Annotated in this window: 10 protein-coding genes; 8 read left to right on the top strand and 2 right to left on the bottom strand. The window is 71.7% G+C overall.

Annotation, left to right across the window (positions count from 1 at the left end; translation table 11 throughout):
- Window positions 1-5 precede the first annotated feature (5 nt).
- The gene (rsmI, locus tag ACFHWT_RS02940; RefSeq protein ID WP_416593009.1) at window positions 6-941 is read left to right on the top strand and encodes a 16S rRNA (cytidine(1402)-2'-O)-methyltransferase; all 936 of its coding nucleotides are present in this window, start codon (window positions 6-8) and stop codon (window positions 939-941) included.
- Window positions 942-1,030: 89 nt separating this feature from the next.
- Window positions 1,031-3,361, top strand: coding sequence for a glycoside hydrolase family 9 protein (locus ACFHWT_RS02945; RefSeq protein WP_416593010.1), 2,331 nt, complete (start codon window positions 1,031-1,033; stop codon window positions 3,359-3,361).
- 43 nt (window positions 3,362-3,404) lie between these two features.
- Here the strand turns inward: ACFHWT_RS02945 and ACFHWT_RS02950 are convergent, their stop codons facing one another.
- Window positions 3,405-5,822 (bottom strand): M28 family peptidase, encoded by a 2,418-nt coding sequence (locus ACFHWT_RS02950; protein WP_416593011.1) that lies wholly within the window; start codon window positions 5,820-5,822, stop codon window positions 3,405-3,407.
- A gap of 209 nt (window positions 5,823-6,031) precedes the next feature.
- Here ACFHWT_RS02950 and ACFHWT_RS02955 point away from each other — a divergent pair, with 209 nt between their 5' ends.
- Genes ACFHWT_RS02955 through ACFHWT_RS02970 form a run of 4 tightly spaced genes read left to right on the top strand, consistent with a single transcriptional unit; the run spans window position 6,032 to window position 10,145 of the window.
- Window positions 6,032-7,258 carry a PP2C family protein-serine/threonine phosphatase gene (locus tag ACFHWT_RS02955; protein ID WP_416593012.1) on the top strand — a complete coding sequence of 409 codons (1,227 nt, stop codon included), beginning with the start codon at window positions 6,032-6,034 and terminating at the stop codon, window positions 7,256-7,258.
- Complete coding sequence (locus ACFHWT_RS02960) at window positions 7,255-8,892, top strand: sensor histidine kinase (RefSeq protein WP_416593013.1); 1,638 nt, start codon at window positions 7,255-7,257, stop codon at window positions 8,890-8,892. The genes ACFHWT_RS02955 and ACFHWT_RS02960 overlap by 4 nt, the downstream gene beginning before the upstream one ends.
- On the top strand, window positions 8,892-9,341 hold the full coding sequence (locus ACFHWT_RS02965; protein ID WP_416593014.1) for a response regulator: 450 nt from the start codon (window positions 8,892-8,894) through the stop codon (window positions 9,339-9,341). The genes ACFHWT_RS02960 and ACFHWT_RS02965 overlap by 1 nt, the downstream gene beginning before the upstream one ends.
- A gap of 3 nt (window positions 9,342-9,344) precedes the next feature.
- The gene (locus tag ACFHWT_RS02970) at window positions 9,345-10,145 is read left to right on the top strand and encodes an inositol monophosphatase family protein (RefSeq protein ID WP_416593015.1); all 801 of its coding nucleotides are present in this window, start codon (window positions 9,345-9,347) and stop codon (window positions 10,143-10,145) included.
- A 3-nt stretch (window positions 10,146-10,148) separates the two neighbouring features.
- Here ACFHWT_RS02970 and ACFHWT_RS02975 read toward each other — a convergent pair whose 3' ends face one another.
- On the bottom strand, window positions 10,149-10,451 hold the full coding sequence (locus ACFHWT_RS02975; protein ID WP_123606201.1) for a DUF2218 domain-containing protein: 303 nt from the start codon (window positions 10,449-10,451) through the stop codon (window positions 10,149-10,151).
- Between the two features lie 279 nt (window positions 10,452-10,730).
- On the opposite strand from ACFHWT_RS02975, the gene ACFHWT_RS02980 reads away from it, so the two are divergent.
- Both ACFHWT_RS02980 and ACFHWT_RS02985 read left to right on the top strand, forming a co-directional pair.
- Complete coding sequence (locus ACFHWT_RS02980; protein ID WP_416593016.1) at window positions 10,731-11,756, top strand: coiled-coil domain-containing protein; 1,026 nt, start codon at window positions 10,731-10,733, stop codon at window positions 11,754-11,756.
- 97 nt (window positions 11,757-11,853) lie between these two features.
- On the top strand, window positions 11,854-13,512 hold the full coding sequence (locus ACFHWT_RS02985; protein ID WP_416593017.1) for a fused MFS/spermidine synthase: 1,659 nt from the start codon (window positions 11,854-11,856) through the stop codon (window positions 13,510-13,512).
- The last annotated feature ends 29 nt before the right edge of the window (window positions 13,513-13,541 follow it).

A 13,541-nucleotide genomic window follows, 5' to 3' on the forward strand; every position in this document is an offset into this window, starting at 1 on the left:
GCCGGGTGAACGAGGCAGCCGATGAGCGCAGGGGCGAACAGGGCACCACCGGTGAGCAGGTCGACCCGAGCGGCCGGGGTGACGAGCGGCGCGGCACGCTGTCGGTGGTGCCGACGCCGATCGGCAACCCGCGTGACATCACGCTGCGGGCGCTGGACGTGCTGCGTACCGCCGGGTTGGTCGCCGCCGAGGACACCCGGCGGGCCAGGCGGCTGCTCGACGCGCACGACATCGACGTCCGCGTCGTCAGCTGCTACGACCACAACGAGCAGGCCCGTACCGCCGAGTTGATCTCCGTGCTGAACGCCGGCACCGACGTCGCGTTGATCTCCGACGCCGGTACGCCGTTGGTCAACGACCCCGGCTACCTGGTGGTCGGGGCGGCGCTGGCCGACGGGCTGCGGGTCGACCCGCTACCGGGGGCGAGCGCCGCGCTGAGCGCCCTGGTCGGCTCCGGGCTGCCGGCAAACCGTTTCCTGTACGTCGGTTTCCTGCCCCGCAAGTCGGCGGCGCGGCGCACCGCGTTGACCGAGCTCGCCCCGGTGGCCGCCACGTTGATCTTCTTCGAGGCGCCGCACCGGGTGGTGGAGATGCTCGCCGACGTACGCGAGGTGCTCGGCGATCGGTCGACGGCACTGGTGCGCAACCTGACCAAGTCGCACGAGGAGTGGCTGCGCGGCCCGCTGTCCCAGGTGCACGCCGAGCTGGCCGCCCGCGACGAGGTCAAGGGCGAGATCACCGTGGTGGTGGAGGGCCTACGGCGGGGTGAGTCGACCAACGGCGGCGGCGTCGGGGCCGGCGGCCTCGACCCGGACCGGGTGATCGAGCTGCTGCTCGGTGCCGGGCTGGACACCCGGACGGTACGGTCGTTGACCGGTCAGCTGACCGGGCTGGCCCGCAACGAGGTCTACGACCGGGTGTCGGCGCTGCGCCCCCGCTGACGGCGCCCGCATAGATCTATTGACATGCGCGTAACACGCTGCGAATAATCGGGTATCGCGGGTGGGAGCGCTCCCACCCGCTGCTTTCGATGCACGACCAACCTCGCGGCGTCCTGCCCACGCCGGGTGCCGCACGACCATCGAAAGGACCAGGCGTGTCGATACCCTCCCGGCGACGGACCGTTCCGCTCGCTGTCACTGCGGTGACGGCGCTCACCGCCACCGCACTCACCGCCGCGACTCCCGCGCAAGCGCAGGACGAGGCACCCGAACAGATCGTCAACGGCACCTTCGACGACGGCCACGCCCCCTGGTGGGGCACCCCCAACATCACCCTCGACTCCAGCAGCCAGCAGCTCTGCGCCGACATCCCCGGTGGCACCGTCAACCCGTGGGACGTCATCATCGGCCAGGACGACGTCCCGCTGGTCGCCGGCGAGACGTACGAATACAAGTTCTTCGCCACCGCCACCCCCAACAAGGTGATCCGGGCGCTGATTCAACTGCCGGTCGACCCGTGGACCCAGTTCATGGCGGCCAACCCCGAGGTCAGCGTCTCCGGCAACAATTACACGTACACGTTCACCGCCCCGACCGACCTGCCCAACGCCCAGGTCGCCTTCCAGGTCGGCGGCAGCACCGACCCGTGGCGGCTGTGCCTAGACGACGTGTCGCTGCGCGGCGGCGCCGAACCGGAGGAGTACGTGCCGGACACCGGGCCCCGGGTACGGGTCAATCAGGTCGGCTACCTGCCGAAGGGGCCGAAGAACGCCACCCTTGTCACCGACGCCACCGACCCGCTGCCGTGGAAACTGTACGACTCCACCGGCAGAGTCGTCGTCAACGGCAAGACCAAGCCGCGTGGGCTGGACGAATCCTCCGGGCAGAATGTCCACTCGATCACGTTCAGCCGCTTCGTCCGACCCGGCACCGGCTACACGCTCGTCACCGACGGCGAGACCAGCCACCCGTTCGAGATCGGCACCAGCTTCTACACGCAGCTGCGGGCCGACGCGCTGAAGTTCTACTACACCCAGCGCAGCGGCATCGAGATCCGCGACGAGCTGCGGCCCGGCTACGGCCGCCCGGCCGGGCACGTCGGCGTCGCACCCAACCAGGGTGACACCGCCGTACCGTGCCAGCCCGGCGTCTGTGACTACACCCTGGACGTCTCCGGCGGCTGGTACGACGCCGGTGACCACGGCAAGTACGTCGTCAACGGTGGCATCTCCGTCTACCAGCTGATGAACGAGTACGAGCGGGCCCTGCGGGTGCACCAGGGCAAGCCGTGGCTGCAGCGTGACGGCGTGCTCGACCTGCCGGAGAGCGGCAACAAGCTGCCGGACATCCTCGACGAGGTCCGCTGGCAGCAGGAGTTCCTGCTCAAGATGCAGGTCCCGGCCGGGCAGCCGCTGGCCGGCATGGCCCACCACAAGATCCACGACGCGGCGTGGACCGGCCTGCCGCTGCTGCCGCACCTCGACTCCCAGCTGCGCGAGCTGCACCCGCCGTCGACCGCCGCCACGCTCAACCTGGCGGCCACCGCCGCCCAGGCGGCGCGGGTGTTCAAGCCGTACGACGCGGCCTTCGCCGACCGCAACCTGGACGCGGCCCGCACCGCGTGGGCGGCGGCCAAGGCCAACCCGCAGATGTACGCCGACCCGGCCGACGCCATCGGCGGCGGTCCCTACGACGACGTCGACGTCACCGACGAGTTCTACTGGGCGGCGGCCGAGCTGTACCTGACCACCGGGGAGCGGGAGTTCCGCGACTTCGTGCTCGCCTCGCCGCACCACACCGGTGACATCTTCAAGGAGGGTGCCTTCGGCTGGCAGTGGACCGCTCCGCTGGGCCGGATGGCGCTGGCCACGACGCCAAGCGACCTGCCGGGCTGGTGGCAGGTGCGGGCGTCGGTGATCGAGGCGGCCGACCGCTACCTGGCCACGCTCAAGGCCCACCCGTACGGCATCCCGTACGCCCCTGCCGGCAACATCTACGACTGGGGTTCGAACAGCATCATCGTCAACAACGCGATCGTGATCGCCACCGCCTACGACCTGACCGGCAAGGAGAAGTACCGCGACGGAGTGCTGCAGACGATGGACTACATCTTCGGCCGCAACGCGCTGAACATCTCCTACGTCACCGGCTACGGCACGGTGTCGTCGCAGAACCAGCACTCCCGCTGGTACGCCCGGCAGCTCAACCCCGAGCTGCCGAACCCGCCGCGCGGCACGCTCGCCGGTGGTCCGAACTCGTCGATCCAGGACCCGGTGGCGCAGCGGCTGCTGACCGGCTGCGCGCCGCAGTTCTGCTACGTCGACGACATCGAGTCCTGGGCCACCAACGAGTTGACCATCAACTGGAACGCCCCGCTGTCCTGGATCGCGGCCTTCATCGCCGACCAGGGCCGCGGCTGATCCACACCCCTGCGCCGCTCGGGCGGGCACCGGGCCGTGGAGGTCAGAACGTGTAGGTCCGGGCGACGGTCACCAGTTCGCTGGTGTGTGAACCGGCGATTCCGACCCCGGTCGGCCGGGGGGTGAAGCCGGGCAGGTCGGCCAGGCCGTCGCTGCCGTCGGCCACCCGCACCCGGACCGGGCCGGCGGCGGCGTCCGCGCCGTCGCCGGCCCGCAGCACCAGCACGACCTCCAGCCCCTGCGGCGGCGGGGCGTGGAACACCGTCCCGAAGCTCCACCCGTCACCGGACGAGGTGCCGGTCGACTCGACCGGCACCTCCCGGCCGGCGACCGTCGCCGACACCACCTCGGGCCCGCCGGCCGCCACGTGCAGCCCCACCAGCCGGACCGGCCGCTGCTGCAGCAGGCGCAACCGCAGGGTACGCAGCCCGTCGGCGGCCACCCCGCTGTCGTCGAGCAGGTCCAGCGCCGGCGCCGGCAGGTTCGCCGCCTCGGCCGGCCCGGTACGCAGTGGATGGTCACCGATCAGTGGGAACTCGTCGGCCACCGACGCGGCCTGGTCGACGTACCCGGCGGTCCACGGCTGCGGCCGGGTCTCCCAGCTCAACCAGCGGGCCTCGCCGGTGTCGGTGTCCAGCGCGTACATCAGCTGGGTCGGCACCGGATGGTCGGCGTCGAACCGGTCCACGACGAGGCCGACCACGGCCTGCACCAGCGCGGCGAGCCCGGCGGCGACCGCCGGCACCGGCCCGGCCCGGCGGGCCCGGACCGCGGCGACGCCGCGCTGCCCGCCGGCCTGTGGCAGCAGCAGGTCCAGCACCGGCAGCGCGGCCAGCGCCAGCAGCGTCGCGACGAACGCGGCGGCCGCGGCCAGGCCCATGCCCAGCGCCGGGAAGAGCAGCACCACCGTCGGCGCCAGCAGCAGCACGCCGACCGTCGCCCCGGCGGCCAGCGCCACCACCGGCCACGGGCCGGTGATCCGCAGCGACAGCGCGACCAGGCAACCGGCCGTGCCGGCCAGCGCCGGCAGCGTCGCCAGGTAGGACCCGCCGGGGGCGAGTGCGGCGAGCAGCAGACCGATCAGGGCCAGCCAGGCCAGTCCGCCGACGGCCAGCGCCGCCGGGCCGACCCGCCGCCGCAGCAACGCGTACCAGGTGACGATCACGGCCGTGGTCAGCGCCAGCACCGCCAGCCGGTACGGCACCGGCCGGTACGGGTCGAGCAGGTCGGCGTACTCCGGCCGGAGCCGGACCACGACGGTCCACAGCAGCTGCGCGGCGACCGGCGCGGCGACCAGTGGGATCGCCGCCAGCCCGAACCCGGCGGCGAGCCTCGGCCAGTCGGCCCGGCCGCGTCGCCGGGTCGCCCAGGCCAGTACGCCGACCGCGACGGCGGCCAGCACCGCCAACGGCCAGGTCAGCGCGCCGGAGTAGCGGGCCAGCCCGAGCGGGGTCGGAAAGTAGGTGGCGTCGGAGTCGGCGGACAGCGCCGGGATGTCCGCCGCGCCGAACCCGCGGGCCAGGCCGAGGGTGTTGTCGCCGTGGTGCTGCAGGCTGGCCAGATCCATCGACGCGGGATTGTCCTGCGGGGTGTGGTAGATGGCCGAGCCGTCGATGTACGCCGAGTTCAGCCCGGCGAAGCCGGCGTCCAGGAACGGGGTGAAGTCGGTGTCGTTGGGCAGCAGCCGGTAGACCTCGACGGCGAACGACGTGCCGATCGGGTGCGGGGCGGCGCGACCGAACAGGTCGACCAGGGCGGCGTTGTCGCGGGACGTCTCGAAGGTGACCACCGGCCCGCCGCTGCCCCGCGCCTCCAGGTTGAGCACCACGGTGTCGTCGGCGTCGGCCAGCGGATGCCCGGCGACGAACGCCGCCGCCCCGCACAGGCAGGCCTCCTCCGCGTCGGTGAACAGCAGCACCACGTCGTTGCGCGGCCGGTCACCTGCGGTGATGGCACGGGCCACCTCCAGCAGGGTGCCGACGCCGGCGCCGTCGTCGTTGGCACCCGGGCTGACCTGGACCGAGTCGTAGTGGGTGACCAGCACCACCCGTCCGGTCGGGTCGTTCCCCGGGATCTGGGCGACCACGTTGCGTACCCGGGCCAGGGTGGCGCCGCTGGCCGCGCCGCTGAGCTGCCCGGCCTCGGCGCCGATCGCGTCCTGGGTCTGCGGGGCCAGCCCCAGCCCAGTCAGCGTGTCGACCAGGTAGTCGCGGACCTCGTCGTTGGCTGCGCTGCCGGTCGGGTGGGGCCGCTGGGCGATCCGTTCGATGTGCCGGTGGGCCCGGTCCGCGCTGAACTCGGTGGCCGGCGCGTCGACGCCGCGCGGCGCGGGTGGGCGCAGGTCGACCAGCGCAGCGGCGGCCACCAGGCCGAGGACGGCCAGCGCGGCGAGCGCGGCGGCCGGCCGCCGACGGGGCCGGGCGAACGCCCGGTGGGCGGCGGTGACGAGGGGTACGCCCATGGTGTTCTCCTGCGCTGCGGGGGTCGGGGGCGCCTACATCCTGCCCAACCCGGGCCGGCCGGGTCACCAGGCTTCGGGCGGGTGGCCTAGTTTGTGCAGATGCCTGCTGTTGTGCGCGCCGGTCAGCCGGGGGACGATCAGCGGGTCATCGAGAAGGAGCCCACTATCGATACTCACCTGGCGCGGCGGCGGACCAGCGGCAGGCCGGCATGACCGGTTCGTCACTTGTTCCGCCCCGTTCCGATCCTCGGTCCGAGCCGGGCCCGCCGATTCCTGTCGCGCCGGCGGAGCGGCTGCGGGTGCTGCTGGTCGAGGACGACGAGGGCGACGCGTTCCTGGTCGGCGAGTTGCTGGCGGAGGCGCAGGCGGCGGTCGACCTGGTGGTGGCGAACAGCCTGAACCAGGCCCGGGAGCGGATCGCCGGGGTCGACTGCGTCCTGCTCGACTTGGGGCTGCCGGACGCCCAGGGGCTGGACGGCCTGCGCCGGGTGCTCGGCGTGGCCGGCCGGGCGGCGGTCTGCGTGCTCACCGGCCGTCAGGACGAGCATCTCGGCATCGACGCGGTCGTCGAAGGTGCCCAGGACTACCTGGTCAAGGGCCAGGTCGACGGGGTGCTGCTGAGTCGGGCGCTGCGGTACGCCGTCGAGCGTAAGCGGGCCGACGAAAACGCCCGCCGGCTGCGTGAGGTCGAGCTGCGGCAGGCCGAGTCGGCCCGGCTGGAGCGCGGCCTGCTGCCGCAGCCGCTGATGGACACCGACGAGGTTTCGGTGCACACCTTCTACCGGCCGGGTCGGCACGCCGCGCTGATCGGCGGGGACTTCTTCGACGTGGTGCAGACCACGCCCGAGCGGATCGACCTGATCGTCGGCGACGTCTGCGGACACGGCGCCGACGAGGCCGCGCTCGGGGTCGAGCTGCGGGTCGCCTGGCGGGCGCTGGTGCTCGCCGGGGTGGCCGACGACGCGGTGCTGCCGGCGCTGGAGCAGGTGCTGATGAGCGAACGCCGGCTGCGGGAGATCTTCGCGACGGTGGCCGCCGTCCGGCTGGACCTGGCCGCCAACCGGGCCACTGTACGGTTGGCGGGACATCCGCCGCCGCTGCTGTTCCGCCACGGTCAGGTCGCGCCGGTACCCGCCCCCGGCGGCCTGCTACTCGGCGTCCACCCCCGCCCGCCCCGCGCCTTCGATCTGGAGTTCGACGCCGATGAGTGGTCCCTGTTGATGTACACCGACGGTCTGATCGAAGGGCGGCTCGGCGACTCCGACGAACGGCTGGACGTGGCGGGCCTGCAACGGCTGGTGGCCGATCCGGCGGCCCGGGACGTGCCGCTGCCGGCGCTGCCCGGCTGGCTGGTCGGCCGGGCCGAGGAGATCAACGGTGGTCCGCTCGCCGATGACGTGGCGATGCTGCTGGTCAGCCGGGGTGGTGGCCGGTGACCGCCGCTCCGCCACCGGCCGGGGTGTCCCCGGCCAGCCGGCTGACGCTACGCGCCCGGGTGACGCTGCTCTGTGTCGTGGTGGGCGGACTACTGGCGGCTCTGGCCGGCGGCGCGGCGCTGGTCGCCCGAGCCAACCAGAGCCACATCGACACCATGCTCACCAAGATCGGCCCGCTGCGGACCGACGCGGAGAGCCTGTTGACCGTGCTGGTCGACCAGGAGACCGGGGTACGTGGCTACGCGGTGTCCGGTGATCCGGCCGATCTCGCACCGTACCGGCAGGGGGCGGTGCAGGAACGGCAGCTGATCGACCACATGCTGAGTCTGATTGCCGAGGACGATCCGCTGCGCGGCCAGATCGAGGCCATCGCCGACCAGGCACGGCAATGGCGTGACCTGGTCGCCGAGCCGGCGATCGCCGCCGTCGAGGAGGACGGGACCGACGCCGGGCAGGCGCTGCTCGGCGACGCCGCCCGGGAACGTTTCGACGAGCTACGGGCCGACGTCGACCAACTGCAGGCGGACATCCTGACGGTCCGGGACCGGGTCGCGGCGAACGCCCGGAGCACCAGTCGGACCCTGGCCGGCTTGCTGGCCGTGGCGGCGGCGGTGGTGGCGCTGGCCGGGGTGGTCCTGCTGATGTCGCTGAACCGCCTGGTGATCGGCCCGGTCACCGGTCTCGCCGCGCAGGTGCGGCAGGTGGCCAACGGCGAGTACCACCGGGACATCGCCAACATCGGGCCACCGGAGCTGGCCGCGCTGGCCAGCGACGTGGACGGCATGCGGCGTAGGATCGCCGCCGATCTGGCCGAGGTGCGGCAGGCCCGGGAGCAGGTCGAGCGGGTGAACGGCCAGCTGCAGAAGCAGGCCGAGGAGCTGGTCCGGTCCAACCGTGACCTGGAGCAGTTCGCCTACGTGGCGTCGCACGACCTACAGGAGCCGCTGCGCAAGGTGGCCAGCTTCTGCCAGTTGCTGCAGCGCCGGTACGCCGGTCAGCTGGACGCCCGCGCGGACCAGTACATCGCCTTCGCGGTCGACGGCGCGCAGCGGATGCAGCGGCTGATCAACGACCTGCTGGCGTTCTCCCGAATCGGCCGGATGACCTCCGGTTTCACCGACGTCGACCTGAACAAGGTGATGACCGACGTGGCCGGCCAGACCGAGGCGAGCCGGGAGTACGCCGGCGGCGAGCTGACCTGGTCGGAGCTGCCGGTGGTCCCCGGTGAGGAGCCGCTGCTGACGAATCTGCTGGTCAACCTGGTGAGCAACGCGTTCAAGTTCCGCCAGCCGCAGGTGCCGCCCCGGGTGGAGATCTCCGCCCGTGAGCTGGACGGCGAGTGGGAGATCAGCTGCCGGGACAACGGCATCGGGATCGAGGCCGAGTTCGCCGACAAGATCTTCGTGATCTTCCAGCGGCTGCACTCCAAGGACGCCTACCCCGGCACCGGGATCGGGCTGGCGATCGGCAAGAAGATCGTCGAGTACCACGGCGGCCGGATCTGGGTGGACACCCAGGTCGACGAGGGTACGGCGATCCGTTTTACGCTTCCGATGACCGCCCGCCCGGACCCGGTGTCCGCAGCGCCGGTCGACGGCGACGCGGAGCAGGCGGAGAAGGAGGCGAGCGTGTGATGACCGAACCGGACGGCAAGAGCCCGATAGAGGTGCTGCTGGTCGAGGACGATCCGGGTGACGTGCTGATGACCCAGGAGGCGTTCGAGGAGCACAAGGTCCGTAACCGGCTCACCGTCGTCTCGGACGGCGCCGAGGCGCTGGCCTACCTGCGCCGGGAGGGCAGGTACGCCGACGTGGAGTTGCCCGACCTGATCCTGCTGGACCTGAACCTGCCCCGGCGGGACGGCCGTGAGGTCCTTGAGGAGATAAAGAAGGACGACGAGCTGTGCCGGATCCCGGTGGTGGTGCTCACCACCTCGCAGGCCGACGAGGACATCCTGCGCTCCTACCAGCTGCACGCGAACGCGTACGTGACCAAACCGGTGGACTTCGAGCGGTTCATCGCGGTGATCCGGCAGATCGACGAGTTCTTCGTCAGCGTGGTGAAGCTGCCCCCACGCGGCTGACAGATGATCGACGAGGTGGGTGAGCTGCTGCGGGAAGCGGCGGCGCGGGCGGTGCTGCCCTGGTTCAACCAGCTGTCCGCCGAGCACATCACCGAGAAGGCGCCGGGTGACCTGGTCACCGTGGCCGACCAGCAGGCCGAGGAGGTCATCGCGGCCGGGCTGCGGCGGCTGGCGCCGGATTCGGTGGTGGTCGGTGAGGAGGCGGTCGCCGTCGATCAGTGGCTGCTGCGCCGGCTGCGCGACGCTGGCCGGGTCTGGCTGGTCGACCCGATCGACGGTACGGCGAACTACGCGGCCGGCCGCCGGCCGTTCGTGATGATGGTGGCCCTGCTCGCCGCTGGTGAACCGGTGGCGAGCTGGATTCTCGACCCGGTGGCCGGGTCGCTGGTGTCGGCCGAGCGCGGGTCCGGTTGCTGGGTGGACGGGGTACGGCTGACGTCGCCGTCGGCCACGCCACCGGTGGGCCAGCTGCGCGGGGCGGTGCCGCTGGAGTATCTGCCGGTGCCGGTGCGGGCCGCCGTCGAGGCCGGCGGTGACCGGGTGGGTGCGGTGCTGCCGGGGCAGCGCTGCGCCGGTCGGGAGCACTGGGACATCGCCGCCGGCGAGCAGGACTTCGCGGTGTTCTGGCGGACTCTGCCGTGGGATCACGTGCCGGGCACGCTGCTGGTGCGGGAGACCGGTGGGGTGGCGATGCGGCTGGACGGCAGCCCGTACGACTTCACCGACGACCGGTCGGGGCTGCTGGTGGCCCGGACCGACGCGGTCTGGCAGGAGGTACGGTCGGCGCTGTTGCCGGCCGGGTGACCATCAGCCGCCGGCGGGCTGCCAGTCGACGGCGAGGCTTTCCCGGGCGCCGGCGCGTTCCAGATGTTCGCCGACGAGGTACTCCACCCGGGCGAGCCCGATGTCGTCGTCGCTGTCGGCGTGCAGGGTGAGGCTGTCGTCGGTGGCGTCGATCCGGCAGGTGCCGAAACCGAAGTCGATCAGCCCCTGGTCGGCGGTCCATTTCACGGGTACGGCGGTGGCGAAGTGTTCGCACAGGTGTGTCAGGTGGCGCCGCGACCGTGGGGTCCGGACGTGAGCCTCGGAACGTGGCACCGGAATCCTCACTGGAGACTGTGGATAAGGTTAGGCTAGCTTAATTTACTGGCGACCTGCGGCATCGCCGGGATGGCTGTGCGACACGCCGACCATCACGATCTGTAATCGTGCTGATTTTGCGTGATGAGTTCATTGCTACAGGTAATAGTTGGGACTCGACTGCGCGCCATCTGCATAGTGTGGTAATGCACTCGACGCGCCGGTGTTCCAGTGGCGACGGTGAAATCCGGTAAGCTGTGCCCGGTTTACGGACCGCGACCCGACAAAGTGATCCAGGAGGACGCGACTGTGGTCGGCACGACGGAATTCCGGCGGCGCTCCGGTGTGGCGGCGTCACTCGTTGCGCTGGTCACCGCGATCGCGCTGGTGATCGGCACACCGGTCGCCTCGGCCGCGCCCGACGCCCCGGACGAAGGCGACAACAAGAGCCTGCGCGAGGTACTGGAGGCCGCTTCCAAGGGGCACATCGAGGCAAAGGCCAAGCTGGACAACTCCAAGAAGCGCCAGAAGGAGCTGACCGCCCAGTACGACGCCGTACAGGATCGGCTCGTCTCGCTCACCGACGAGGTCGGGCTGATGGCGGCCGAGTCCTACCGGGTGGGGCGGCTGACCTCGGTCACCCTGCTGCTGAACAGCGCCTCCCCGGCCGACATGCTGGACCGCGCCGCCGGGCTGGAGGTCATGGCCCAGCGGGAGGGCCGCAACCTGCGGGCGCTCACCGAAGCCCACGAGCAGGCCGCCCGGGCCAAGGCCGCGATCGACAACGAGGTACGGGAGCAGGAGAAGCAGGTCGCCATCATGGCCCGCAAGAAGCAGGACGCCGAGCGCGCCCTGGCGGCCGTCGGCGGCCAGTCCAGCGGCGGATTCGTCAGCACCACCTCGGCCGCCGCCAAACCCGCGCCCCGCAACTCCGACGGCTCCTGGCCGTCCGAGTCCTGCAACGTCGACGACCCGACCACCTCCGGCTGCATCACCCCGCGCACCCTGCACGCCCTGAATCAGGCGAAGGCGGCCGGCTTCACCCGGTACGTCTCCTGCTTCCGCAACGGCGGCAGCGGCGAACACCCCAAGGGCCGGGCCTGCGACTTCTCCGCCGAAGCCGGCGGATTCAAAAACCGCGCCGCCACCGGTGGCGACCGCACGTACGGCAACAACCTCGCCGGCTACTACATCAACAACGCCGACCGGCTCGGTGTGCTCTACGTCATCTGGTACCGGCAGATCTGGATGCCCGGCACCGGCTGGCGGTCGTACAACGGCGGCGGCAGCCCGGCCGGCGACCATACCAACCACGTGCATCTCTCGATGCTCTGACCTAACCGCGTGCATCTGTCGATGCTCTGAACCAGCCCTCCGTGTATCCCGCTCGACCACCGGTCGGGCGGCGGGCGGGATGCGTACCATCACAGCGATGGACTCGCCACCACCGGACGTCGCCACCAACAGCGCCGACCCGGCAGACTCCGCCGCCGGCACCCAGCTCGCGGCCGGTGCACAGATCGAGGCACCGCCGGCCACGCCGCTGCGTCCCGGCCTGGCCGCCGCGCTGGTCTTCGTCTCCAGCGGTGCCGTTCTGGTACTGGAGATCGTCGCGCTGCGGCTGGTCGGGCCGTACATCGGGGTGACCCTGCAGACCAACAGCGCGGTGATCGGCGTCGCGCTGGCCGCGATCGCCTACGGCACCTGGATCGGCGGCCGGATCGCCGACCGGCGCGACCCCCGCCCGCTGCTGCCGGCCGCGCTGGTCCTCGCCGGGATCACCACCGCGATCACCCTTCCGCTGGTGCGGTACGCCGGGGAACTGCTGCGCGGCAGCGCCGTGGTGGGCATCCTGCTGCTCACCATGGTGGCCATCGTGCTGCCGGCGGCGCTGCTGTCGGCGGTCACCCCACTGGTGATCAAACTGCAGCTCGGCGACCTGAACCGCACCGGCGAGGTGGTCGGCAAGCTGTCCAGCATCGGTACACTCGGCGCGATCACCGCCACCCTCGGTACCGGCTTCTTCCTGGTCGCCACGCTGCCCAGCAGCGTGATCTTGATGACGCTGGCGCTGCTGCTCGGCGGCTGCGGCATCGCCCTCGGGGTGCATCTGCACCTGCACCGCACCCGGCCATCCGCCGCCGCGACCACCGCCACCGCGACCACCGCCACCGACGGCACCGCAGGCGGCGGCCGGAAAGGCGCCGCCACGCGGGCCGCCGTCGCCGTGATCGGGCTGCTCGCCGTCGGCCTCGCCGTCGTCGCACCCGACCCGTGCGACGTGGAGACCGAGTACCACTGCGCCACCGTGCAGGCCGACCCGGACCGCGACTCCGGGCGGCTGCTGCTGCTCAACTCGGCCCGCCACTCGTACGTGGACCTCGACGACCCCACCCACCTGGAGTTCGCCTACACCAGATGGATCGGTGCCGCCCTCGACGTGACCGCCCCACCCGGGGAACCGCTCGACGCGCTGCACCTCGGCGGCGGCGGCTTCACCATGCCCCGGTACCTCAGCGCCACCCGGCCGGGCACCCGCAACACCGTCTACGAAATCGACGGTGGACTGGTCGACCTGGGCGTGCGGGAGCTCGACGTACAGCCGGGTCCCGACCTGACCGTGGTGGTCGGCGACGCCCGGATCCTGGTCACCGACCTGCCCACGGACAGCGTCGACGTGGTCGTCGGGGACGCCTTCGGGCACCTGGTGGTGCCCTGGCACCTGGCCACCCGGGAGATGGCCGCCGAGATCCGCCGGGTGACCCGACCGGACGGCATCTACCTGCAGAACGTGATCGACTACCCGCCGCTGCGGTTCATCCAGGCCGAGGTGGCCACCGTCGCGGCCGAGTTCCCCGAGGTGGCCCTGATCACCCGGCCAGGGGCGTCGACCCGGCTCAGCGGCAGCAACTTCGTCATCCTCGCCGCCGACCGGCCGCTGCCGTTGGACGAGGTACGGGCCCGGTTGACCGCTTCGGTCGGCGCCGAGTTCGATCTGCTCGCCGGGGACGAACTGACCGATTTCGTGGCCGGCGCGCAGCCGCTCACCGACGACTACGCCCCGGTCGACCAGCTGCTCGTCGCCCCCTGATGCGTTTCCGCAGGTGTAGCTTGGGCCAG

This window comes from Micromonospora sp. LOL_021, from assembly GCF_048060215.1.
GTDB lineage: Bacteria > Actinomycetota > Actinomycetes > Mycobacteriales > Micromonosporaceae > Micromonospora_E.

Bases quoted from the DNA above. Each gene is read 5' to 3' on its own strand.
- ACFHWT_RS02965 (WP_416593014.1), top strand. From the start codon at position 8,892: ATGACCGAACCGGACGGCAAGAGCCCGATAGAGGTGCTGCTGGTCGAG.
- ACFHWT_RS02985 (WP_416593017.1), top strand. From the start codon at position 11,854: ATGGACTCGCCACCACCGGACGTCGCCACCAACAGCGCCGACCCGGCA.
- ACFHWT_RS02955 (WP_416593012.1), top strand. From the start codon at position 6,032: ATGACCGGTTCGTCACTTGTTCCGCCCCGTTCCGATCCTCGGTCCGAG.
- ACFHWT_RS02970 (WP_416593015.1), top strand. From the start codon at position 9,345: ATGATCGACGAGGTGGGTGAGCTGCTGCGGGAAGCGGCGGCGCGGGCG.
- ACFHWT_RS02945 (WP_416593010.1), top strand. From the start codon at position 1,031: ATGCACGACCAACCTCGCGGCGTCCTGCCCACGCCGGGTGCCGCACGA.
- ACFHWT_RS02950 (WP_416593011.1), bottom strand. From the start codon at position 5,822: ATGGGCGTACCCCTCGTCACCGCCGCCCACCGGGCGTTCGCCCGGCCC.